Origin of the sequence: Pseudomonas baltica, assembly GCF_031880315.1 — a bacterium.
Taxonomy (GTDB): Bacteria; Pseudomonadota; Gammaproteobacteria; order Pseudomonadales; family Pseudomonadaceae; genus Aquipseudomonas.
Map to the genome: position 1 here is coordinate 5,497,953 of NZ_CP134771.1, position 23,299 is coordinate 5,521,251.

At 59.3% G+C, this 23,299-nt stretch carries 19 protein-coding genes and 1 pseudogene; 10 read left to right on the plus strand and 10 right to left on the minus strand.

The window, feature by feature from the left end; all coding sequences use genetic code 11:
- Entirely contained in the window at positions 1-1,209 is a 1,209-nt protein-coding gene (locus tag REH34_RS24985; protein ID WP_311969530.1) for an MFS transporter, read from the minus strand.
- Between the two features lie 138 nt (positions 1,210-1,347).
- On the opposite strand from REH34_RS24985, the gene REH34_RS24990 reads away from it, so the two are divergent.
- The 4 genes from REH34_RS24990 to REH34_RS25005 all read left to right on the plus strand — a co-directional run bounded on the left by REH34_RS24990 (position 1,348) and on the right by REH34_RS25005 (position 7,206).
- A complete protein-coding gene (locus REH34_RS24990) occupies positions 1,348-2,121 on the plus strand; it encodes a helix-turn-helix transcriptional regulator (RefSeq protein ID WP_311969531.1) in 774 nt (257 codons plus the stop codon).
- A 58-nt stretch (positions 2,122-2,179) separates the two neighbouring features.
- Positions 2,180-2,695 (plus strand): AAA family ATPase, encoded by a 516-nt coding sequence (locus tag REH34_RS24995; RefSeq protein WP_311969532.1) that lies wholly within the window; start codon positions 2,180-2,182, stop codon positions 2,693-2,695.
- Positions 2,696-2,773: 78 nt separating this feature from the next.
- Complete coding sequence (locus tag REH34_RS25000; protein WP_311969534.1) at positions 2,774-3,973, plus strand: aminotransferase class V-fold PLP-dependent enzyme; 1,200 nt, start codon at positions 2,774-2,776, stop codon at positions 3,971-3,973.
- Between the two features lie 311 nt (positions 3,974-4,284).
- Positions 4,285-7,206 carry a PAS domain-containing protein gene (locus tag REH34_RS25005; RefSeq protein WP_409373174.1) on the plus strand — a complete coding sequence of 974 codons (2,922 nt, stop codon included), beginning with the start codon at positions 4,285-4,287 and terminating at the stop codon, positions 7,204-7,206.
- Positions 7,207-7,220: 14 nt separating this feature from the next.
- Here the strand turns inward: REH34_RS25005 and REH34_RS25010 are convergent, their stop codons facing one another.
- A complete protein-coding gene (locus REH34_RS25010) occupies positions 7,221-8,615 on the minus strand; it encodes a sugar porter family MFS transporter (protein ID WP_311969535.1) in 1,395 nt (464 codons plus the stop codon).
- Positions 8,616-9,068: 453 nt separating this feature from the next.
- Between REH34_RS25010 and REH34_RS25015 the strand changes: the two genes are divergently transcribed.
- On the plus strand, positions 9,069-9,335 hold the full coding sequence (locus tag REH34_RS25015; RefSeq protein ID WP_311969536.1) for a DUF3077 domain-containing protein: 267 nt from the start codon (positions 9,069-9,071) through the stop codon (positions 9,333-9,335).
- Positions 9,336-9,870: 535 nt separating this feature from the next.
- Here REH34_RS25015 and REH34_RS25020 read toward each other — a convergent pair.
- The 7 genes from REH34_RS25020 to REH34_RS25050 form a co-directional block, all read right to left on the minus strand.
- Positions 9,871-10,875 carry a sel1 repeat family protein gene (locus REH34_RS25020; RefSeq protein ID WP_311969537.1) on the minus strand — a complete coding sequence of 335 codons (1,005 nt, stop codon included), beginning with the start codon at positions 10,873-10,875 and terminating at the stop codon, positions 9,871-9,873.
- Between the two features lie 283 nt (positions 10,876-11,158).
- The gene (locus tag REH34_RS25025) at positions 11,159-11,368 is read right to left on the minus strand and encodes a hypothetical protein (RefSeq protein ID WP_311969538.1); all 210 of its coding nucleotides are present in this window, start codon (positions 11,366-11,368) and stop codon (positions 11,159-11,161) included.
- A gap of 732 nt (positions 11,369-12,100) precedes the next feature.
- Positions 12,101-13,069 (minus strand): sel1 repeat family protein, encoded by a 969-nt coding sequence (locus REH34_RS25030; RefSeq protein ID WP_311969539.1) that lies wholly within the window; start codon positions 13,067-13,069, stop codon positions 12,101-12,103.
- 19 nt (positions 13,070-13,088) lie between these two features.
- The gene (locus REH34_RS25035; RefSeq protein WP_311969540.1) at positions 13,089-16,433 is read right to left on the minus strand and encodes a peptidoglycan-binding protein LysM; all 3,345 of its coding nucleotides are present in this window, start codon (positions 16,431-16,433) and stop codon (positions 13,089-13,091) included.
- Positions 16,434-16,444: 11 nt separating this feature from the next.
- The gene (locus tag REH34_RS25040) at positions 16,445-16,657 is read right to left on the minus strand and encodes a hypothetical protein (RefSeq protein WP_311969541.1); all 213 of its coding nucleotides are present in this window, start codon (positions 16,655-16,657) and stop codon (positions 16,445-16,447) included.
- 486 nt (positions 16,658-17,143) lie between these two features.
- Positions 17,144-17,569 (minus strand): DUF1810 domain-containing protein, encoded by a 426-nt coding sequence (locus REH34_RS25045; protein WP_311969542.1) that lies wholly within the window; start codon positions 17,567-17,569, stop codon positions 17,144-17,146.
- Positions 17,570-17,811: 242 nt separating this feature from the next.
- Complete coding sequence (locus REH34_RS25050; RefSeq protein ID WP_311969543.1) at positions 17,812-18,720, minus strand: LysR family transcriptional regulator; 909 nt, start codon at positions 18,718-18,720, stop codon at positions 17,812-17,814.
- 93 nt (positions 18,721-18,813) lie between these two features.
- Here REH34_RS25050 and REH34_RS25055 point away from each other — a divergent pair.
- The 5 genes and pseudogenes from REH34_RS25055 to aroE all read left to right on the plus strand — a co-directional run.
- Positions 18,814-19,752, plus strand: a pseudogene (locus tag REH34_RS25055) (ketopantoate reductase family protein); the annotation flags it as partial.
- Between the two features lie 68 nt (positions 19,753-19,820).
- Positions 19,821-20,207 (plus strand): VOC family protein, encoded by a 387-nt coding sequence (locus REH34_RS25060; RefSeq protein ID WP_311969544.1) that lies wholly within the window; start codon positions 19,821-19,823, stop codon positions 20,205-20,207.
- A gap of 8 nt (positions 20,208-20,215) precedes the next feature.
- On the plus strand, positions 20,216-20,680 hold the full coding sequence (locus tag REH34_RS25065) for a MaoC family dehydratase (RefSeq protein WP_311969545.1): 465 nt from the start codon (positions 20,216-20,218) through the stop codon (positions 20,678-20,680).
- Entirely contained in the window at positions 20,677-21,906 is a 1,230-nt protein-coding gene (locus tag REH34_RS25070; RefSeq protein WP_311969546.1) for a CoA transferase, read from the plus strand. Before REH34_RS25065 ends, REH34_RS25070 begins: the two co-directional genes overlap by 4 nt.
- Complete coding sequence (aroE, locus tag REH34_RS25075; protein WP_311969547.1) at positions 21,906-22,724, plus strand: shikimate dehydrogenase; 819 nt, start codon at positions 21,906-21,908, stop codon at positions 22,722-22,724. Before REH34_RS25070 ends, aroE begins: the two co-directional genes overlap by 1 nt.
- Before the next feature lie 28 nt (positions 22,725-22,752).
- Here aroE and REH34_RS25080 read toward each other — a convergent pair whose 3' ends face one another.
- Entirely contained in the window at positions 22,753-23,190 is a 438-nt protein-coding gene (locus REH34_RS25080; RefSeq protein WP_311969548.1) for a helix-turn-helix domain-containing protein, read from the minus strand.
- Positions 23,191-23,299: the final 109 nt, after the last annotated feature.

Genomic DNA, 23,299 nt, shown 5'->3' on the forward strand with positions numbered 1-23,299 from the left:
TTATTTGTCGGTCGACGGCAACAGCACCGTCAACACCCCCAGCAGGGGCAAATAAGAACACAGCCTGTACACGTACTCGATGCCGTGACTGTCCGCCAGATAGCCCAGCAGCGCAGCACCGATGCCACTGAAGCCGAACATCAACCCGAAGAACACCCCCGCAATCATGCCGATATTGCCAGGCACCAGTTCCTGGGCGAAGACCACGATGGCCGAGAACGCCGACGCCAGCACAAAGCCGATCACCATGCTCAACACGCCGGTCCAGAACAGGTCGACATAGGGCAACGCCAGGGTGAACGGCGCCACGCCGAGGATCGAAAACCAGATCACCTTCTTGCGTCCGATACGATCACCGATCGGGCCGCCGAAGAAGGTGCCCAGCGCCACCGAGCCGAGGAACAGGAACAGATACAACTGCGAACCTGTCACCGACAGGTCGAACTTCTCGATCAGGTAGAAGGTGAAGTAGCTAGTAAAACTGGCCATGTAGAAGTACTTGGAAAACACCAGCAGCGCCAACACCACCAGGGTCGCGGTCACGCGGTTTTTCGACAGGCCGTGGGTGGCCTTGGCGCCTTGCTTGAGCTTGAACAGGTTCAGGTGCTGGCGGTACCAGCGGCTCAGGCCGTAAAGCACACCGATGGCGAAGACGGCGAACAGCCCGAACCAGGCGACATTGCCCTGGCCATAGGGAATGATGATGGCCGCTGCCAGCAGCGGACCGAAGGCGCTGCCGGCGTTACCCCCGACCTGAAAGCTCGACTGCGCCAGGCCATAACGCCCGCCCGAGGCCAGGCGCGCGACGCGGGAAGTCTCCGGGTGAAAGGTCGAAGAACCGACCCCTACCAGTGCCGACGCGATCAGGATTGCCGCAAAGGTGCCGACGCAGGCCAGCATCACGATACCGATCAGGGTGCAGACCATACCGGCGGGCAGCAGCCATGGCTTGGGGTGGCGATCGGTGTGATAGCCGATCCACGGCTGCAGCAGCGAAGCCGTGAGCTGAAAGGTCAGGGTAATCAGGCCGACCTGGGTAAAGCTCAAGCCATAGTTGGCCTTGAGCATGGGGTAGATCGAGGGCAGCACCGATTGGATCAGGTCGTTGATCAGGTGCGCCAGCGCGCAGGCGCCGATCACGCGCATGACCAAAGGGCTGGCTTGGCTGGCGACCGAGGCGCTGGCCGATGGGGCGGTGGAGGTGGACATTGCAGATCATCCGGGCAGTGGAAGAGGGGTGCCAAGCCAAGGATCACCTGTCGGATCCTCGGGCTTGGCGCTATCCTAAAGACCGAAAAATCGCCTGTCTCACGTCATCCGGGCGCCAGCTATCGTAAAAATGGCATCATGATCAGATCACTGGACGCGTTTCTGCTGCACATCAATACGCTCGCCTCGACCGTGACCAGCAGCGCCACCGATTACCCGGACAACTGGTTCATCGAGCCCCATTGCCACGCCAAGCATCAACTGATCTATGCAATCGAAGGCGTCATGGTGGTGCACTCCGATCAGGGTCAATGGACTGTGCCACCCAGCCGCGGCATCTGGATGCCCTGCGGTCACGTGCATGCCGTGCGCTGCATCGGCGCGGTGAAGATGCGCAGCGTGTTCGTGCGCCCGGATCATCTGCCGGACTTGCCGACGCAAACGCGCGCGGTCAGTATTTCGCCGCTGTTGAGCGAGTTGATCAAGACGTCTGTCGGCATCCCCGCGCCCTGCGAGCCGGATTCACGCGAGGGCAGGGTGATGCGCCTGATCGTCGACGAGCTGGCGCTCTTGCCGACCCTGCCGCTGCACCTGCCACAGCCTCGCGACGCGCGACTCAAGACCATCTGCTCGGCGCTGCAAAACGATCCGGCAGACAGCTCGACCCTGGCGCAGTGGAGTGAGCGGCTGTCGTTGGATGAGAAAACCATCCAGCGTCTGTTCAACAAAGACACCGGCATGACCTTCGGCCAGTGGCGCCAGCAATCGCGGCTGCTATTGGCGCTGGAACGCATCGCCATCGGCGAGAAAATCATCGATGTGGCCGGCGCGCTGGGCTACGACAGCCCCAGCGCGTTCGCCACGATGTTCAAGAAACAGTTCGGCAAGACGCCCAGTCATTTTTTTAAATGAGCTTTGCACCTGGGCTGGACACCGCACGCTCTTCACCCACACATCGTAGGACGCAGACATGCTCATCGTTTTCAGCGGTCTTCCCGGTACCGGCAAGACCACCCTTGCACGCGGTCTCGTTGCGCAAACACAAGCGGTCTATCTACGTATCGATACCATCGAGCAGGCGATACGCAACAGCGCGGCGTTCGAGGAAGATATCGGCAGCAGGGGTTACCAGCTCGCCAATCAACTGGCCCTGAGCAATCTTGAGGTGGGCAACCGGGTCATCGTCGACTGCGTCAATCCTGTAGGTGAAAGCCGCGAGTCATGGAGCGATGTCGCCAGGCGGGCCAATGTGCAACTCGTCAATATCCAGGTGATTTGCTCCGATATCCTCGAACATCGCAGACGGGTAGAAACCAGAGTGAGCGATATCAATGGCCTTGTACCGCCCACTTGGCAGTCGGTATCGAGCCATGAATACGAAGCGTGGGATGACACGCCATTTACGTTGGACACCGCCTTGATATCCACCGCCGAGGCCGTGACGCTAATCATCGAGCGGTTTTTTGTGGCCGCCGCTAAAAGTTAGCGACGACGTCGTTTACCCCTTGCGCCGGACCCACCCCCACAGCGATGCTCTGCCTTTCCCGCCGACAAGGAGCCGTCAATGCCTTCCGTACCACCGAGCCCATTCGAACTGGCCCGCGATGAAGCCTTCTGGAGCGAAATCGCTGCCCGCTACGAACGCGATGACGGCCCGATCAACCTCGACAACGGCTATTTCGGGCGAATGAGCCATGACGTGGTCAATGCCTACGAGCAAGCGATTCGCCTGATCAACCGCAGCAACGCAGTGCATGTGCGTCAGCAATTCGATCGCCATCAAGGCCTGGAAATCCGCCAGCATCTGGCTAACCTCATGGGCCTGCCGGCCGAAGAACTGGCCTTCGCCCGCAGTGCATCGGAAGCGCTCGATTCATTGATCCGCAACTACAACCGCCTGCAACCCGGTGATCAGGTGCTGATCACCGACCTGGATTACGGCTCAGTGCAGGGCGCCTTCCGCTGGCTGTGCAAGGCGCGCGGTGTGGAAATCGTCGAGTTGACGCACGTTCATCCCGCCACCTATGACGGCTTGCTGCGCACCTACACCGAGGCTTTCGCGGCACACCCGCGGCTCAAGCTGATGGCCCTGACCCATGTCACCCACCGCACCGGGCTGGTGATGCCGGTCAAGGCGATCGCTCAGGCGGCCAAGGCCCATGGCATCGACGTGATCCTCGACGGCGCCCATTCCCTCGGCCAGCTGGACGTTGACCTCACGGATCTAGGCATTGAACTCGCCGGCTTCAACTTGCAGAAATGGATCGGCGCGCCCCTGAGCCTGGGGGTGATCCACGTTCGCCGCGACCGTCTCAAGGACTTCGACCCGGACATGGCCAACCCCAGCTACCCGGCTGACGACATCCGTTGCCTGTCCCCCTACGGCACGCCGAACGTGCCAGCGCTGATGGCCTTGCCCGCGGTGTTTGCCGAGCACCAGGCGATCGGCGGTTGGGCGGTAAAGGGCGCGCGCCTGAGTTACCTGCGCGACCTGTGGGTGAGCGAAGCGCGCAAACTCGCCGGCATCGAAGTACTGACGCCGGACGATCCCCGTTTGTATTGCGGCCTCACCTCGTTCCGCTTTCGCGATGCCGAGGATCAACAAGCAATGGCACAACGGCTACTGAGCGAATTCAATATCTTCACCGTCGCCCGTGAGGGGGCTGCGTGTGGGCCGTGCATTCGTGTCACGCCGGGGTTGAATACCCGCGTGGCGGATATCGAGGCGTTGGTAGCGGCATTGAGAGCGCTATGCCCTGTTTGAACTCCCCCGAAATCGCCCCCAGGCCGCAGCGTTGTAGGTCCGCTGCGCGCAAAACTGTGATCGCTGATATAGGCCTGATGGGTCATCTGCCTGGCCGTTTCAGGGGCGCCGCCATCGAACTGGCTGGCCATGATGGCACCGGGTGAAACTTGCACGCAGCGCCGAGGTCATTGCCTAAGGTGCAGATCGTCTACCCGCAGACCTTCACCCTCGATTCCGGTATCAAAAGTCCCCCGCAGTTTGCTCACGACTGAACGTCGAGTCAGGGCATGGCGGCGAAAAAACGGTCCCTACGTAACAGTGGTGCATGAGTGGAAGGCGATCTGAAAGACTTGACCCGCGAGCAACTGATCGCCGAGGTCACGCGACTGCGCGAGGCGCTGGCGGATGCCGCAGTCGATACGCAACTGCAGGCCAGTCAGGCGGCCTTGGCGACCAGTGAAGCGCGCCAACGGGCGATCTTCGAGAGTGCGGTCGATTTCGCCATGATCATCTTCGACCCGGCCGGCATCATTACCGAATGGAACAGTGGCGCCACTAACGTCATGGGCTGGACGGCCGAGGACATGCGCGGCCACCACGCCAATCGGTTCTTCACGCCGCCGGATCGTGCCAGTGGCCGAGTCGAGCACGAGATGCAACGCGCACTAAAGGACGGCCGGGCGTCCGACGAACGCTGGCACCTGCGTCAGGACGGCCAGTTGTTCTGGGCGTCGGGCGAAATGATACCGCTGTATGACGACCGCGATGCCCACCTCGGCTTCGTCAAAATTCTGCGGGACCGTACCGATGAACACCTCGCCGGCCTCGCCCTCAAGCAAACCCAGGAGCGCTATCGTCTGGCGGTAAAGGCCACCAACGATGCCGTTTGGGACTGGGACGTCAACGCCAACCATGTGCAGTGGAACGAAGCGCTGGAGCAGGCATACGGCCACCCGCTGGCAAGCGTCGATACCACCAGCGAATGGTGGATGGCGCAGATTCATCCCGCTGATCGGGCGCGCATCGAGGAATCGATTGTCGCGGTCCTCGAAGGCCAGGAAGAGGGCTGGACCGGTGAATATCGGTTCCGACGCCGCAACGGCAGCTACGCCGAGGTGCTCGACCGCGGCCAGGTCATCCGCGATGACCAGGGCCAGGTGGTACGGATGATCGGCGCCATGCTCGACCTGACCCGCATGCGCACGGCGGAAACCGCCCTGCGCCAAAGCGAGGAGCGCTTTCGCACGATTCTGGAGACGATCGAGTCGGCGTTCGCCATCGTCCAGGTCAAGTTCGATGCCGACGACCGCCCCATCGACTATCGCTTCGTCGAGGCCAACCCGGCATTCGAGCGCCAGGCGGGGGTCAATCTGCGCGGCAAGTGGGTCACCGAATTCGCTCCGGATCTGGAGCAGTTCTGGTTCGATACCTACGGCCACGTCGCCAAGACCGGTGAGCCAGCCACCTTCGAAAATTATGCCGAGGCCTTCAAGCGTTGGTTCGACGTGCGCGCGGTGAGCGTCGGCGATCGCGACGACCGCCAGATTGCGATTATCTTCAGCGATGTCACTGAACGGCGAAACGCTCAGGAACGCTTGCTCGTCAGCGAGGCCGTTGCCCGTGCAAACGTCGAGCGCGTGCAACTCGCTCTCGCCGCAGGCGCCATCATCGGCACCTGGCACTGGGATCTGCCGACCGATCGTTTCACCGTCGATGAAGCCTTCGCCCGCGCTTTCGGCCTTGATCCGGCGCTCGGCTACCAAGGGCTCAGCCTGGAGCAAGTGGCTGCCACAGTGCACCCCGAGGACCGTGAGGCGCTGACCGCTTCAATCAATCACGCCATCGCCAAAGGCGGCGCCTATGCCCATCAATATCGAGTTCGTCGTGCCGATGGCAACTACTACTGGATTGAAGCGAATGGCCGCGTCGACCATGGCGAAGACGGCACGCCACTGAGCTTCCCCGGAGTGATCATCGACGTCGAAGAACGCCGCTCCGTCGAAGCCGAACGCGACCGCGCCACCGCCGCCTTGCGGGCCTTGAACGACACCCTCGAACAACGCGTCAACGCGCGCACGGCCGAGCTGATGCAGGCCGAAGAAAAACTGCGCCAGTCGCAGAAGATGGAAGCCGTCGGCCAGTTGACCGGTGGCCTGGCGCACGACTTCAATAACCTGCTGGCCGGTATCTCCGGCGCCCTGGAGCTGATGGGCATGCGGATCGAGCAGGGCCGCTGGAAGGACGTCGACAAGTACATCGTCACCGCTCAGGGCGCGGCCAAGCGTGCCGCGGCACTGACCCATCGGCTGCTGGCGTTCTCCCGACGCCAGACCCTCGATCCGCGCCCCACCGACGTCAACGCGCTCATGGAAGGCATGAGGGAACTGATCCAGCGCACCGTAGGCCCCAGCATTCTGGTCGAAACGGTGGGTGCCACCGGGTTGTGGGCGGCGCTGGTCGACCCCAGTCAGCTCGAGAACGCGTTGCTCAATTTGTGCCTCAATGCCCGCGATGCCATGCCCGACGGCGGTCGCATCACCATCGAAACGGCCAACCGCTGGATGGATCGCGAAGCCGCCCGCGCCCACGAGCTGCCCGAGGGCCAATACCTGTCGCTGTCGGTCAGCGATACCGGCATGGGCATGCCTGCCGATGTCATCGCCAAGGCCTTCGACCCGTTCTTCACCACCAAGCCGATCGGCGAGGGCACCGGGCTCGGGCTGTCGATGATCTACGGGTTCGCCAAGCAGTCGGGTGGACAGGTGCGGATTTATTCGGAGGTGGGGCTGGGCAGCACCGTACGCATTTACCTGCCGCGTTATTACGGCAGCGCCCCCCTGGACGAGAGCGATTCACTGGCGACGCCGGCGACCGTGGTGCAGACCGGCGAAACCATCCTGATCGTCGATGACGAGCCAACCGTGCGCATGCTGCTGACCGAGGTGCTGGGCGAACTGGGCTACACCCTGATTGAAGCGGCCGACAGCCTGGCCGGGCTCAAGGTACTGCAGTCCGATGTGCATATCGATTTGCTGATCACCGACGTCGGGCTGCCCGGCGGCATGAACGGCCGGCAGATGGCCGATGCCGGGCGTGAGGTTCGGCCAGGGCTCAGGACGCTGTTCATCACCGGCTATGCCGAAAATGCGGTGATCGGCAATGGCCACCTGGCGCCGGGGATGCAGGTGCTGACCAAGCCTTTCGCGATCGACACGCTGGCGGCCAAGGTGCAGGAATTGATGGCGCCCTGAACGGCGCCACCTGGTTACTTCGGCAAAAAGCTACCCTCGCGCAAACTGCGCTCAATGTCTTCCAGGCTGCGCCCGCCGGTTTCCGGCACGAGGAAATAAATGAACACCCACGCGGCTGCGTTCAAACCGGCATACACCCACATGGCACCGCCCACGCCCAGCCAGTGGGTCATGGTCAGCGCCGTGCCGGTCAGCAGGAGGTTGGAGCCCCACAGCATGGCGGCGTGCAAGCCGATGGCCTGGTCGCGAATGGCGATCGGGTAGATTTCCGCGCCGGTCAGCCAGCCGATGATCTGGATGCCGCCGGAGTTGAAGATCATGAACACGATCAAACAGGCGACGATCCACCACGCCTGACTGTCGCCGGCCAGGTTGAAGTGCAGCACCGCACCTAGCACCAGCAGGCTCACCACAGCGCCGGGAATCATTGCCAGGCTCAGCGTGCGTCGGCCGGTGCGATCGACGATCATCTTGCCCACGAAGGTCATCACCAGGTAAGTGATGGCCACGCCCAGCGCCGACCACAGCGCCGCCGAGGCACCGAAACCGGCGTTCTTCAGAAAGGTGGGCGTGTAGTAGATCATCATCTCGATGCCGCTCAACTGGGTGAAGGCGGCGATGCCGAGGCCGGCGACCAGTGCCGGGCGCACCCAGGACTCCTTCATCGCGGCCCAGCCCACGTTCGGCAGTTGGTCGCGTTGCTCGACCACTTCCTGAATATCGGCGATCTCTTCTCTCACTTCGCGGCGGGTTTCGCGCACCAGCGACAGTGCCTCGGCGGCGTCCTTGGGGCGGTCGTTCTCGACCAGCCAGCGCGGGCTGCCCGGCAGCTTGCTCATGCCCAGCAACAGCACCAGCGAAGGCACCAGCGCGACGCCGATCATCCAGCGCCAGTCGAACAGGTTCTGCCCGGCCACGCCGACGATCGCCGCCAGCAGGATGCCCACACCGATCGAAACGTTGAAGTAGGTCACCAGGCGCCCGCGTTTGTCGGCGGGTGCCAGTTCGGCGATATAGGTCGGGACGATCTGCGTCGAGCCGCCGACGGCGAAGCCCAGCACCAGCCGCGCGACGGCGAGACACCAGACATTCGGTGACAGCGCCGCGGCCACCACGCCCACGCAGTAGATGGCGGCGACGATCATGATGGTGGTACGTCGACCGCGGCTGGCCGACAGCCGCGTGGCACTGATAGCACCGATTACCGCGCCAAGCAGGATAGCGGCGGTGACCAGTTCCTGAGCGCGATAGCCGAGCTGAAACTCGTTTGCAATCTGCGGCAAGGCACCGGAAATGATGCCGGTGTCGTAGCCGTACAGGCCGCCGGCGATGGCCGCGACGGTGGCGACCATGGCCATGTACGTCTGGGGTTTGAGGCTGGTGCCCGAGTCGGAGTAGGCTGAAGTCATGGGGGAATCCTTGGGTCATCGATCAACAGTGCAGACTGCGCTCGTGGTAGTGGCACAGTGATGCAGGGTATGGAGGGTTGACCTTCGGCGCGCTGAAACGGTTCCGCGTCCGGTGCCCAGGGGCGATGTATGAGCGGGTGTATTGGGCTTTCTCGTCGCCATGCAGAGAAGTGTTTCCGTTGCTTGTGATCGAGCTGTCGGCACGTTAACCTCTCGCCCTCGCTGCATATCAGCGACGTGGGCTTGGCGGCCCTGGCACTTCTCGCAATAGCGCTCTTCACCGCATTGCAGGCGGATTTCTTCGCCTGCAATGCGGTGCTATGGCGAATTGCGCAGGGACCTCTTCGGAGGTGCCGGGTGAGGTGCCGGTCCGCCAACCTTGCGTAATTCGCCACCCATTCTGCTTGGCGGCAGGAAGGTGGTGATCCTGACTTCTGTATGGATTCCTACCTCATGACTCACTTCGATCTGAACACCGCTGGCACCACTCTCTGGGGCCGCAGCCTCGACGGCCACTCGTTATTTGCCGTCAACCCCGATATCCCCGCCGTCGATGCCCTCGAACACGCCTCCATCCTGCAAGACTGCGCGAACAAATTGATGACTGAACCGGCGTTCGGTGACCCTACAGGCCATGCGGCGTTGTCTGCTCTGTACCTGAACGAGATGGCCAAGGCGTTGATGGATGATGTGGCGCAGGCGATGGGATCACCGGTCTAGTGGGTATGACTCCTCACAGATAACGTTTGTCGTCCCTGTGAGGTGCTTGCCTCACGGGCTTGCTGTATCTGGCAGGATATTTTTGCATTTACCCCTCTAAACTAAGCGCGTCGACGGAGCTCGGCCTCATAGGCGCTGCGCTCCTGCTTGGCGGCGTCATCTTCGCGCTGCGCGGGTTTGATCGGGTACAGGTTGGCCCCCGTACTGGACGTTGTCGCGGCGGATCCCGATGCTGCCCGCCAACCTCAGCGAGGCGCCGGCGTAGCCCAGGCGCGTGCGCCAAAGTGCATGGAGAAACGGCCCAAACTCTTGGTTTTTGGCGTACGTGCGTCGCCCACGTAATAGGTGATGCTTACGTCCTTGGCCTTGTTACGGTCTGGCAGATCGACTTTCAACAACTGAGCTCGCCGCGGGCCAAGTCGATGCTAGGTGCCACGCTGCCAGACATCGCGAGGCCGTCGGAGAAAGAGAACGAAGGGCCTTTGCCTCTGAGCTGGAGTGCATAGGCAGAATATTATTCTCAATCACTAAGTTTTTAGTCACCAATTTTATCTGGGAGAAATGAAAGGGGTGGATGTGACGATTTCCATTTCACTGCAAACTTTAAGGCCTGATCTAGCTGGTCTTTTGTCATTTTGGCTTCAATCTGTGGTAGAGCATCATTGACATAGTTCTGGACGTCTCCGCCGCCATCTAATATTTTGAGTGTGGATATTAGAGCATGTCCTTTGATCAGATCTTCTCGTAGACCTATTGCGCCTGGATCAATGGCGAGGAAGTATCCATAATTATAAACCGCAGGCTCATATCCAGTGTCGGCCGCGACTTCCAGCCAATGGCGTGCTTCTACGAGGGAGTTTTTTCCTCGAAGCTCTCCAAAATAGTACATCATTGCTTTTGGATATCCACTTTCCGCAGCAGACTTCAGTAGTTGCAGGACTGCTTTGTGTCTGCTGCCTGGAATAATAAAAATACCTGCGCCATCACGATAGAGATTCGCAAGTTTATATTGTGCTTGTGGATAGCCAGCATTGCTAGCTTTCTCTAGCCACTCTATCTTTCCTGTCGCTTCGTATAATACAGCCATAGCTTCAGCGTCGCCATTTTCTGCGTTTGGTTTCGCGGTATTTATCAACTTTGTGAACCATTCATCCGAAGATGTAGCGCCTGCTTTGCAGTTTTTCATGACAGTGCATAGATCTTCATCTGATTGTGAAAGTTGTAGCATTGCGTAATAGTCGCCCTGTTCTGCTGAAGCCTCGTACCACTTGAAAGCTTCAGAGGTCATATATTGTTTATCATTTTTAATTGCGCTGGCTAGATAGAATTGGGCCTCTCTGTCTCCAGCTTCCGCTGCGACTGATAACTGAGACTCTGCAGGCTTGTATTGATTGTAGAGTGTTATCCCTTCTGTTTTTGCTTTCTCCTGATCCGCTGTTAGCTGAGCTATAGATGGCATTGAGGCAAATAAAAAAAATGTCGAGATTACCGAAACTGCAAGCCTTCTAATTTTCAATGTTTTTTCTCTTTTGAATTCCATATTATTCTTTATAGCTTATTGTTGTGTTGCGATAAAATGTGTCATATGACTTAAATGCTTGGCAGTGTTAATCAAGGTTTGCGCCGAGTAGTTTGGAATTGTTTTTGTAGGAGTTTCGTCCTGAGTCACTTCTGGCGTCGAATAGCCTTAGTACCGCTTCTGCCATAAAACTATCTAGTTTGTATCTGCTCTCGCAGTATGCTTGTCCAGAATTCTGTGGCATGGAACCAAATTTGTGCATGCGTTTGCAAGCGTCCTCAAACTGTTGTCGCGCATTCTGAAGTCACCCATTTTTTTTTGCATTGCTCACAATCCAACGGAGGACTATCTCTAGGGCTTGTTGCTGTAGCAAGTGTGCTTTATCTTTGGTGTATTTGGCTTTGGAAGATTTCGTTTCTCCGGACAATTCCCTGGTCTCTGAAATTTCAAATGATTCTGGTTCAGAAATTAATGTCATAAATATCGGTCCGAGTGCCGCTGGAGTAGCATTCACGAACCATTCCTCAAGTTCCGCCGGTTTGCTATACGTCATAATAGTATGCGCAATAGCCCCCCACGCCCGGCACTTGTCAACGCCTCATACAAGTTCATAATGGCATCAACACCCATCAAATACATCATATTCACATCCTACCCGACAGCCCCCAGCAAGTTCAATCTGGACGCCAGATCCGCCGCTTCCTCCGACATCCAAGTAACCCGCTGCCCCTCATTCTTGTGCAACTCGCCAGGCCGCCGGAGACGGAAAACGAAGGACCTGCGCCTTTGAACTCGTGATGGATGCTGTCTTGAGGCGGCGTGAGGCAACGCACGAACTGTGCCTGGGGGCTTTTATCGAATAGCCGCACGTCGCCGCGGATGCTTTCCTTGAACACGACCTGCTTCAAGCGCTCGCCCCATTCGAGGCGGTCACTGGCGCTCTGCAGTTTGACCACCTTGCAGCCCTTGCTCTGCAGGAAGGTGTGGAATTTCTCGATGTCGAACCACCCGTCATGATCGAACCAATCTATTCGCCCTGTCGAACCTGTGGATGGCTCGAAAACGACTGATGGGTATGGGTGAGTCGCGCCTAACACGAGAACCGGGCGAAAAACGCTCCCGCCGGAGACTGCATTAGGGCGTTTTTAGGGAATAGCGCCGTGCGCTTCGCTAATCACGGTTTGCCATCGCCGCGCGACAAGTTAATCGGCGCATCTCTGACGCGCTTCGGCTTCCCCATAATAATTCAGTACCCTAGTTTTTCAGGAAAAAAAGACAGTGGAGGGTGGGATGATTTCCAGTTTTTCGCCATTTCGTCACCTTTGACTATTTGGTCTTCTGTCATTTGAGATAAAATTTCTGGTAGAGTTCTGTCGACATAAGTCTGAACATCTCCTCCACCATTAAGCTCCTTTAATAGGGATATAAGTGCGTATCCTTTTACTATGTCTTTGTCGATCCCGACTGTCTTCGGCTCAACTGCTAAGAAGTATCCATAATTGAATACGGCTTCTTCATAGCCAGTTTCTGCAGCTTTTTCTAGCCAATGTCCTGCTTCTACTAATGAGTTCTGAGCCCTCAGTTCGGCGAAATAGCTCATCATAGCCTTAGGATTGCCATTTTCGGCAGAAGACTTTAGCAGTGCGTTGATAGTTTTTTTTCGGCTGCCGGGTATGATGAAGTAGCCGTTACCGTCCTCGTAATAATTAGCTAGAATCCTCTGGGCGGGGGCGTAGTTTACTGCGGCTGCCTTTTCAAGCCACTCCAGCTTTCCCGTCGCGTAGTACAGCATTTCCATTGCCTCCCCGTTGCCCTGCAAAGCAAACGGAGTTGCTGTACTAATTAGTTTATTCAACCAGTCTCTAGGTGTTTTGCTACCACTTTCACATTTCGTCATTGCTTTACAAAGATTATCACCTCGTGCTAGTTGGAACATGGCATAAAAATTTCCTTGGTTTGCAGACTTCTCATACCATTCGTAGGCTTCGGGGGTTATGTACTGCTTGCTGTTTTTGATTTCGTTCGCAAGGTAGTATTGTGCCTCGCTGTCGCCAGCAGTTGCTGCAATTCGTAGCTCCGGCTCGGCTACTTTGTATTGGTTGTATAACTCTATGCCTTTGTCTTTTGCTGCGGCTTGATCACTTGTGAGATTTGCGAAGATATTCCCGCTGGAAGTTAGTAGGATGGCTAAGGATACTACTTTCGTAATTTGCATTTGTATATTTCCTGATAGGCTATTCTTTGTAAGTAGTCAAGGTGCCTCGGTAGAATGTATCGTATGATTTTATGGTCGAGCAGTGGGTGTCTAGATTTCCGCCCAGTACTTTTGAGTTTTTAAAATACTCTCTTCTCATGCTGTCGTTGTTTATGCTGTTTAGTCTTAAAACTGCTTCCTTCATAAAGCTGTCCATTTTATAGCGCGATTGACAGTATGCTTGTCCCGATCCCTCAGGTAGCGTTCCAAATGTATTCATGCGTTTACAAGCATCTTCGAATTGCCGCTGTGCTTCAGGTAAACCGCCTGTTCTTCTTGCATTGTTCATGATCCAGCGGATGATTAATTCTATTGACTGTTGTTGTAGTAGGTAGGCTTCCGCCTTCGAGTAACTGGTAATTTTGGGCGCGATTGTTGCGTCTATACCATCGCGAGGTTCGGAAACCTCAAATGCCTTCGGTTCAGATGTTAGGGTCATAAACATCGGGCCAAGTGCTGCAGGCGTTGCATTAACAAACCATTCCTCCAGCTCCGCCGGCTTGTTATACGTCATAATCGTATGGGCAATCGCCCCCCCACGCCCGCCACTCGTCAACGCCTCATACAAACTCATCACCGCATCAACACCCATCAAATACATCATATCCACATCCAACCCGACAGCCCCCAGCAAGTTCAACCTGGACGCCAGATCCGCCGCTTCCTCCGACATCCAAGTAACCCGCTGCCCCTCATTCTTGTGCAACTCCCGCCGGAACAGGTTGATGAGGTCCACCACCGCCTCATAACCCACCTCAAACGCAAAGCTGCCCGTGGCCCCAGGCCCGAGCACTACCGCAGCTTTCATGTTGAGGATGAACTTGCCCTTGTCCACGGATACTTGCGCATCCGCTTTTATCCCCGCGCCGAAAGCGCCGCCTATGCTGCCGCTCAGTTTGGCCAGGGTCAACCAAGGGCTCTCGCTTTTGGCCTCCGCACTGTTGCTGATGCCGAGGGTTGGAGCGGCCTTCAAGGCCGCCAGGTCCTTGGGCGGAGCCCAGTTCATGGCGCCGGTCAGTTCGATACCCGCCTGCATGCCAGCGAACAAGTTGAAGCTGGCCTTGGCGCCTTGATCGATCTGGACATTGGCGGCGTAGCCTTTGAGCTTTGTTTCAGAGGTATTGTTGGACACCGCCGTGGCGGCTTTCGATTCGTGCTTCAGGGGATCGCTGGGAAGGGTAGGGCCAGCCTCCTTTTTGCTTTTCTCCTCGGCCTCATAAGCGCTGCGTTCCTGCTTGGCGGCGTCATCTTCGCGTTGGGCCGGTTTGATCGGGTCCAGGTTGACCCCGTACTTGACGTTGTCGCGGCCGATCCCGATGCTGCCCGCCAACATCAGCGAGGCGCCGGCGTAACCCCAGGCACGTGCGCCAAAGTGCATGGAGAACCGGCCCAAACTCATTGTTTTTGGCGTCCGTGCGTCGCCCACGTAATAGGTGATGCTTACGTCCTTGGCCTTGTTGCGGTCTGGCAGATCGACTTTCAACAACTCGACCTCGCCACGAGCCAGATCGATGCTCAGCGCCACATTGCCGGACATCGCGAGGCCGTCGGAGACGGAAAACGAAGGACCTTTGCCTTTGAACTCGTGATGGATGCTGTCTTGAGGCGGCGTGAGGCACCGTACGAACTGTGCCTGGGGGCTTTTATCGAATAGCCGCACGTCGCTGCGGATGCTTTCCTTGAACACGACCTGCTTCAAGCGCTCGCCCCATTCGAGGCGGTCACTGGCGCTCTGCAGTTTGACCACCTTGCAGCCCTTGCTCTGCAGGAAGGTGTGGAATTTCTCGATGTCGAACCACCCGTCATGATCGAACCAGTCGCCGGCCTGGTCGTCGATGCGCATGGCGCCGTGGCTGGTGAGCCATTGGCCAAAGACGCTGAGTGCGGCGTCCTTGGAGGCGCCACCATCGCCATTGGTGGGCAGGGTCTTGAAGGCTTCGGGGACTTTTTTGCCGGCTTTTTTCAAGTCGCTGGCGATGATGCTCTTGGCGTCTCGCAGGTTGAGAATGCTCAACCAGCTAAGCGTTTTTTTCTTGGCGCCCAAGGTGCTGACTTCGCGCAGCGGGAAGCCGGCCTTGACCAAGCGGTCGGCGGGTTGTGGCTGAAACTGTTCGGGGTCCCACAACAGGTGACGACGTACCGGCGCGGCGGCGATGTTCTGTTCGGCTTTTTCCTTGAGTGCCTGCTTGATGGCTTGCAGGCGCTCCCATTCGGCGCGTTCTGCCGCAACCAGTCCGGCGGGCGCCTGGGCATTCTGGCCGCTGGCCTCGATCCAGCTTTTGTACTTGGCGCGCAAGCGCTCGTTGACCTCCAACTGGGATTTTTCAGTGGCCAGGTAGCTATTGAACTGTTGGATACCGCTGGCCAGATCGCCGTCGATCAGTGCGTACTCCGGCACAGCAATGCCGTACTCGGCGACCTTGATGATGGCATCTGTATAGGCAGCGTAGTTGAATTTGCCAGCCTGTTCAGCCTTCCACGCTCCGTAGTTGGACATGGCCGCGTTACAAGTCGACATGCAGTTGCGCAGGTCTTCGTAGCGCTTTTTGTCTTCGGCCAACAGGGACGCGATTTCGTCAGCGCTATAGGTTTTGCCGCTCTTGAGCAGTGGTTTGCGCTTTTCGAGATAGGTCTGGACGCGCTTGCGTGCTTCCATGGCTTGGGGCGTAAACAGGCTGCCGTTCTCGTAGGTATAGCCTTCGGTCCTGGCTTTGGCGACCGCGATGTCCTTGAGTGCTTTCCACTCGTTGTAGATCGCGTTCATCGAGATCGTCTGGTTACGCTGATCCTCGCGCAGGTCCTGTTCTTGGCTGTATTGCTTCATCCGCTCGATAGACAGTTCTTTTCCTGTCTTGGCTTCGGCTGTGGCTTTGGGAAGCGCTTCTTTCTCAGCCTCGGCCTTGGCGTACTTGGCGGTCAAGACGGCCGGCGTACCCAGAGCGATATCAGGCACCTCGGCCTCGATCTCTTGCATTCGGGCCTTGTTCGTACCTTCGAGGAAGTTACTGAGCTTGGGCTCGAGGAAATACTCCAGCAGGCCGCTGTCATCCAGCCCTTTCAGTCTTTCGTCCTGGGACTTGCTGGGCGCGATCTGTTTTTCCAAGATGTAGATGGCTTCGTTCATGGATTCTGCCGCCCGCCTGGGCAGCAACCAGAACTCCTGTTCTTCCGTGGCGTAGATGACGGTTTCGTAGGTCTGGGAGCAGGGCGGCGCCTTTGGCTCGAAAGAAACGGTACAGGTTTCGGAAAGGTCTTTGCCCGGCCCTAACGAAAGGACATTCGCTGGGAGGTCAGTGCTGGTGGCAGGCGCTTTGGCAGTTTCCATGGTGCTTCCATTCATAGTGTTGTTTTCTTGTTATCGACCGTGAGCAGCGTCCATTTCAGCAGTTGCTCTACGTTGATCAAGGCGTCGTTCGTGGTGTGCAATATGGCCATGATCTGAGGCTGGCTTTCGAAAGGTGCTGTGGCCGTAAGTTGGCCCATCTCGAGCAGGTGCGTACCTTTGATGATCCCGGCGTCAGCCAGCAGAGCAAGGGGGGCGATGATCAAATGGGACCCGCACTTTAGCGGGGTTGTCATAGGCTGAAAAGTGCTCATCTAGCCAGTACAGTCAATGCCTGGGCTGGACGGGGTTGTCCAGGTGCGTTCGAGCAATCAATTGTCGTGCCAACTAATATTTGGCCATTTAAATCAATGGTTTGAATATCTATATTGGAATTATTGGTGATTTTTTGATCTATTGATTCTGGAAAGTGCGCAACTTCTTGCACACCACTGTGCAAGAAGTTGCCATGTGGCGCGAGGTCCCGGACTACGGGGTTTGTAGAGGATTTAGAGTGCTTTTCGGGATTTTAGGTGGCAAGAAGTTGCGCATCATGGCGCATGGCTATTGGTCCCTATTTTGGATAGCTCGAGATCGGCAGAGCGCACATGGATGATATGGACGCAAGCGATAAATTGAGGGATCAGTCCCCCGGCAGTGATGTACGGCCACTTGCCGCGGCCGTACATGAAGAGCTGCTTCGAGCCCGCGTCTCACTCCCCCAACAACAACACCGTCCTGGCATCCGCCTCCCCGCCGAAGAACCACTCGAGCGCCTCTTGGAACACCGCATCGTCCGGCGCGATAGCAGCAAACAACGTCAGACAAGAACGCAGCTTCAGATCATCAGGATGCCCGAGAATGTCCAAGGCGCTCTTGTCGCGGTGCTGCAGCAAGGTCGTGACGCTTTCCAGCAGCCGCGGCCCCAACACCGGGTGCTGTAGATAGCCCTGCGCTTCAGCGGCACCCGACAGCCCAAAGCGTTCGGCCATCTCGCTGCGCCCCAGCCCGCGCAGTTGCGGGAACACGAACCAGATCCAGTGAGTGGTCTTGCGGCCTGCCCGCAGCTCGTGCAGAGCGCGGTCGAACACCGGCAGTTGGGCCTCGACGAAACGATGCAGATCAAAGGTATCACTCATGAATTCACTCCCTTGGCGGGTCACAGGCGCACGCTTATCTGCCCCGAACCCTTTCGACAGAGGGTGCAACTCTGCAGTTTCATCGAAAGCACGTGGATCTGGGCCAGACTATGAATATCGTGCAACTGCCGGACATGGGCGGCGTGTCCCGAAATGCCCCGCCGTTGACGGTCCGCCCGGAGGAGATCGGCCTCGGCCTGGAGCTCCTAGGCAAGGCGCTGGCAACGGTGATAGAGCGCGCTTCAACCATCGCGCTTGAAGAGTTCAAGGATCACCCCGCGCAACCAGCGATTGCCGCTGTCCAGGTGATAGCGCGCATGCCAATGCTGCTTCACTGAAAACGCCTCGATCGGCACCGGGCAGTCGTGCACGGTCAACTGATGCATGCGGGCCAGGGTTTCGCCGATATGGCGGGGCAGGGTGGCGATCAGGTCGGTGGTGCCGATGATGGCGCCCAGGCCTAGAAACCCTGGCAGTTCAAGGATGATTCGGCGCTCGATGGCCTGGCGGGTCATGGCCGCTTCCAGGAGCTTCTGCCCTGTGCCGGCGGTGATCAGCACATGCCCCTCGGTACAGTAGCGTTCCAGGCTCAACGGGCCGGCGATCCGCGGGTGGTCGAGGCTGCTCAGGCACACCCAGTCCTGAGCAAACAGCACCTGCTGGTACATGCCGCCGCCCAGCCATGGCACAAATCCTACCGCTAGATCGGCTTCGCCGGATTCCAGCGCGCGCTCGGTGTTGCCATCGATGCGCGCTGCCTCCAGGCGAATGCCCGGCGCCACCTTGCGCAAGTGTTCGAGCACCTGTGGCAGCAGGGTGATGTGGCTGGCGTCGCTGACGCACAAACGAAAACGTCGCAGCGCGGTGGCGGGGTCGAAATCCGGCTCGTGGGTGGTCAGCCGCCGCAAGGACTCGAGCACCTCCCGGCAGGGGCCGATCAGGGCATCGGCGCGGGGCGTCGGCGCCATGCCGACGGGCGTGCGCACGAAAAGCGGATCGTGCAGTTGCTCGCGCAGGCGGGCCAGCCAGATGCTGATGGTCGGCTGGCTCTGGCCCAGCTGCTCGGCGCAGCGCGTGACGCTGCGGGTGTCGTAGAGCACGTCGAAGAGTTGCAGCAATTTGGGTTCGGGCAAGCCGTCGGAGTTTTTCATTATTAAAATTTTAAATAGTGGTATTGCGTTCATTGTATAGCTCAACGTGCAGCGTCTATCTATTGTGGCCTGACAAAAAGAGAGGGCCACAACTTGAAGATATGCATTCTTGGCGCTGGCGCCCTTGGGTGCGCCATCGGCGCAACGCTCAGTGAAGCCGGGCACGACACCTGGCTGCTGAACCGCAATGCCGAGCACGTCCAGGCCATCAACCGTGACGGGCTCAAGGTAATCGACGAGCGCGGTGAACGCGCGGTCAGGATCAACGCCAGCACCTCGGCCGCCGATATCGGCCCGGTCGATCTGGTGGTGGTGCTGGTCAAATCCTTCCACACCGCCGAAGCGATCGCCGGTGCCTTGGCATTGGTGGGTGCGCACACCTTGGTGCTGTCGCTGCAGAACGGCCTGGGGCACGAGGACATCCTCGCCGAGGCCGTAGGGCGCTCTCAGGTATTGGCCGGCAAGACCTACGTCGGCGGCGTGATGTTGGCGCCGGGCAGCATCCGCGCCGGCGTGGTCGGCAAGCACACCTACATCGGCGAACTCGACGGCAAGATCACCCCCCGCGTGCAAGCCATCGCCGAGGCCTTCAAAGGCGCCGGCCTGGCCACCACGGTGAGCGACAACATCGTCGGCACCATGTGGGACAAACTGCTGATCAACGTCGCCACCGGTGCACTCACCGGCATCACCATGCTCACCTACGGCCAGCTCTACAGCGAGCCGCTGCTCAAGGCCACGGCCCTGGACGCGGTGGCCGAGGCGATTGCCGTGGCCACCGCCGCGGGGGTGCAGTTGAGCCTGACCAAACCCGGCGCCGCCTGGAACCTGGCCAGCGAGGGGCTGCCGGCATCCTTCAAGACTTCTATGTTGCAGAGCCTCGAGAAGGGCTCGATCACCGAGGTCGATTTCATCAACGGTTCCGTCGTGCGCTGGGGCCTGCGCCACGGCGTACCCACCCCGGTCAACGCCACCCTGGTCGCCTGCATGAAAGGCATCGAGCGAGCCATGGCCGACCATCAAGAGGCCGATCAGCTCCAGGCCGATCGCCAATCTGCCGGTAACCATCCCGCCGTCAACCAACAAGAGGAAGCCAAATCGTGAGCATCCCTAAAGCCTACGTCGAGCATGTCGCCGTGTGGGTCAAAGACATCCACTGGCATATCCGTTTCTTCCACGAGGTGTTCGGCATGACCCTGCGCGAAGTCCAGGGCACGGTCGAGGAGCCCATCCAGTACTGGAACCTGGGCGGCATGCAGTTCATGAGCGCGCCCGATTTCGCCGGCCCCGAAGGCCGCCTCGGGCACCTGGGCGTGATGTGCGAGGACATGGAGGCGGCACTCGCCGCCGCCTGGACGTTCGACGTCACGCAAATGCCTCAAGGCCGCAACTGGCTGCGCCTGCCCGATGGCCTGGCCGTCGAGTTCATTCAAGCCTCGCCTGCCGCCAGCGTGGCGCAGATCCTGGCCATCAACCCTCGCGTGTGAGCTGCCTTATGACTATTCAGACTGTCCAGGAAAAATACTGGGACGATGCACAAGAGGGCGATGAATGCATCAGCCCTGCGTACACCGTCACCAAGGAACGCATTCTCGCCTACGCCGACCTCACCGGTGACCACACCCCGGTGCATGTCGACGAGGCGTATGCCAACGCCAGCCACTTCGGCTGCCTGGTGGCCCACGGCCTGTTCGGGTTGAGCATCGCCGACGGCCTCAAGACCCAAAGCGACTACCGCTTCCTGCCGGGCATGTCGCTGGGCTGGACCTGGGACTTCGCGTTGCCGATCAAGGTCAACGACGTGCTCCACGTCAAATTTCGCGTGGGCAGCATGCGCGCCAGCAAGAGCAAACCGGGTTGGGGCATCGTCGTGCTGCCATCGGAACTGATCAACCAGCATGGCGAGGTGGTCCAGCGCGGCGAACATCGTCTGATGATCCCGCGGAGACCACAAGCATGAGCCAGCCACTGCCACTCAAAGGCATCCGCGTCATCGACTACAGCCACTTCCTGGCGGGTCCCTATGTGGGCCGCTGTCTCGCCGCCCTGGGCGCTGAAGTGATCAAGGTCGAGCGCCCCGGCAGCGGTGATGCCGGACGCCAGCATGCCTTTACTCTCGACGAGCAGCAAAGCGGCTACTTCCTGCAACTGAACATGGGCAAGCGCGGCGTCAGCGTCAACATGAAGGACCCGCGCGGCAAGGCCTTCATGCAGAAGCTCTGCGATTCGGCGGACGTGTTCATTGAAAACTACCGCCCCGGTGCGCTGGACAAGCTCGGCCTCGGTTACGCCGAGCTGGCGGCGCGCAACCCCAAGCTGGTGTACTGCTCGATCTCGGCGTACGGCCACACCGGCCCCGATGCCCATCGCGCCGGTTTCGGCCTGATCGCCGAGGCCAAGAGCGGCATCATGCAGATGGTCGGCAACCCCGGCGAAGCGCCGCCGCTGTTGCGTATCTCGCTAGGCGACATGTACACCGGCATCCACGCGGTGGCGGCGATCAACGCGGCGCTGCTCGGCCGGGTCAACAGCGGTCGCGGTCAGCACATCGATATGGCGCTCTACGACACCCTGGTGTCGATGCACGAATACGCGGTGCAGTGCTACACCCTGTCCAACGGCGAAGTGGTGCCCGAGCAGACCGGTCACGACATGCCCACCTCAACCCTCTACGGCGTGTTCCGCGCCGCCGACGGCGACCTGGTGATCGCCGCGCAAGTGGACGATGCCTGGAAGCGCTTCGCAGTGATGTTGCAAGCCAACGGCGGCCCTGCCGGCTTTGGGACCGACAGCCGTTTCCATAGTCTCAAAGGGCGCAACACTCATCGCGTGGAAATTCTCGACGTGGTCAAGCGCTGGGTCGCGGCCAATCCGGTAGCGCGCGTCCTCTCACTGCTGGACGAGATCGACGTGCCGAGCGCCAAGGTGCAGCGCATCGATGAGGTCATCAACGACCCGCAGATCAAGGCGCGCAACATGATCGTCGAGCAAGAGCACCCGCGTTACGGCACCTTGCGCATGCCCAATCTGCCGTTCCGTTTTTCCGATTGCGATACCACTGTCCATCAGGTAGCGCCGGACCTGGGCGAGCACAACGCCCAGGTGGCCTCCGAGCTGGGCTTCAGCGCCGACGAGATCGCCGCGATGCAAGCCGATGGCGTCCTGTTTGCCCACGGAGGTGTGTGATGACAGACCGTTACAGCGTGATCGGCCGGCCGATCAGCCACACCAAATCGCCGTTGATCCATGGCCTGTTCGCCGAGGTCACCGATCAGGACCTGACCTACGGCTCCATCGAAGGCTCGCTGGACGGCTTTGCCGCTCAGGTTCGCGGCTTTCGTGATGAGGGCGGGCGTGGCATGAACATCACCGCGCCCTTCAAGCTGCAGGCCTTCGAGCTGGCCGATGCGCGCAGCGAGCGGGCCAGCCTGGCCAAGGCGTCCAATGCGCTGAAGTTCGAAAACGGCAAGATCTACGCCGAGAACTTCGACGGTATCGGCCTGCTGCGCGACATCGAGCACAACTTGCAGACGCCGTTGGCCGGCCTCCAGGTGCTGGTGCTCGGTGCCGGCGGGGCGGTACGCGGTGCGCTGCTGCCGTTTCTGGCAGCGGGGCCGGCGCGGTTGGTGATCGCCAATCGCGACCTGAACAAGGCGCGCACGCTGGCCAAGGAAGTCAATCATGAGCGGCTGTGGGTCAGCGCCTATGAGGACCTTGCCGGCCAGCACTTCGATCTGGTCATCAACGCTACTTCGGCCAGCCTCACTGGCGAGCTGCCGCCCATCGGTGTGGCGGTGTTCACGCAAGCGCTGCTGGCCTATGAGCTGGCCTACGGCAAGGGCCTCACGCCATTCCTGCGTCTGGCCCAGGATGCTGGCGTCCCGCGGATTGCCGACGGTGTCGGCATGCTGGTGGAACAAGCGGCCGAAGCTTTCGAGTGGTGGCGGGGCGTGCGCCCGCAGACGCGTCCGGTGATCGATCGGCTGACCGTGCCGCTGGAGTGACTGCGATCAAGACCCTGCGGGATGCCTTTCAGCTGGCATTCCGCTCCTCACTGGCCTCGTTGCGCGCCTGATAGTCGCGGCGCGAGGCCTCGATGGTTTCGCGGTGTTCCTGCGCCCACAGCCACACGCCACAAAACGCCGCGCCCAGCCCCATGCCCATCTGTGTCAACTGGTATTCGACCTTGGGCGGCACTACCGGGTACACCGTCCTGATCAACAGGCCATCGGCTTCCATCTGCCGTACCGTCTTGGTCAGCATCTTCTGGCTGACATCACCCACCTGCGCCGCCAGTTGGGTGAAGCGCAGGCAACCGTGCTCGGCCAACGCCTCGATCACCAGCATGGTCCATTTGTCGGCGACCCGGCCGATGATTTCCCGTACCAGCGCGTCGAGCGCGGGGTCATTGGCGTCCTCGCCATGGGGCCACTGCGGGGGGAGGGTGGCAGGTTGCAGAGGGTGATTCATCGCCATGGTTTCCTTTGGGTAAGTAATGCACTTTGCGGCGCCTACTTCCCGATCGCGCCGTATGCTCCTATCGTAGCTCAGGTCGCCCCGCACGGGGCACCGCACCCTT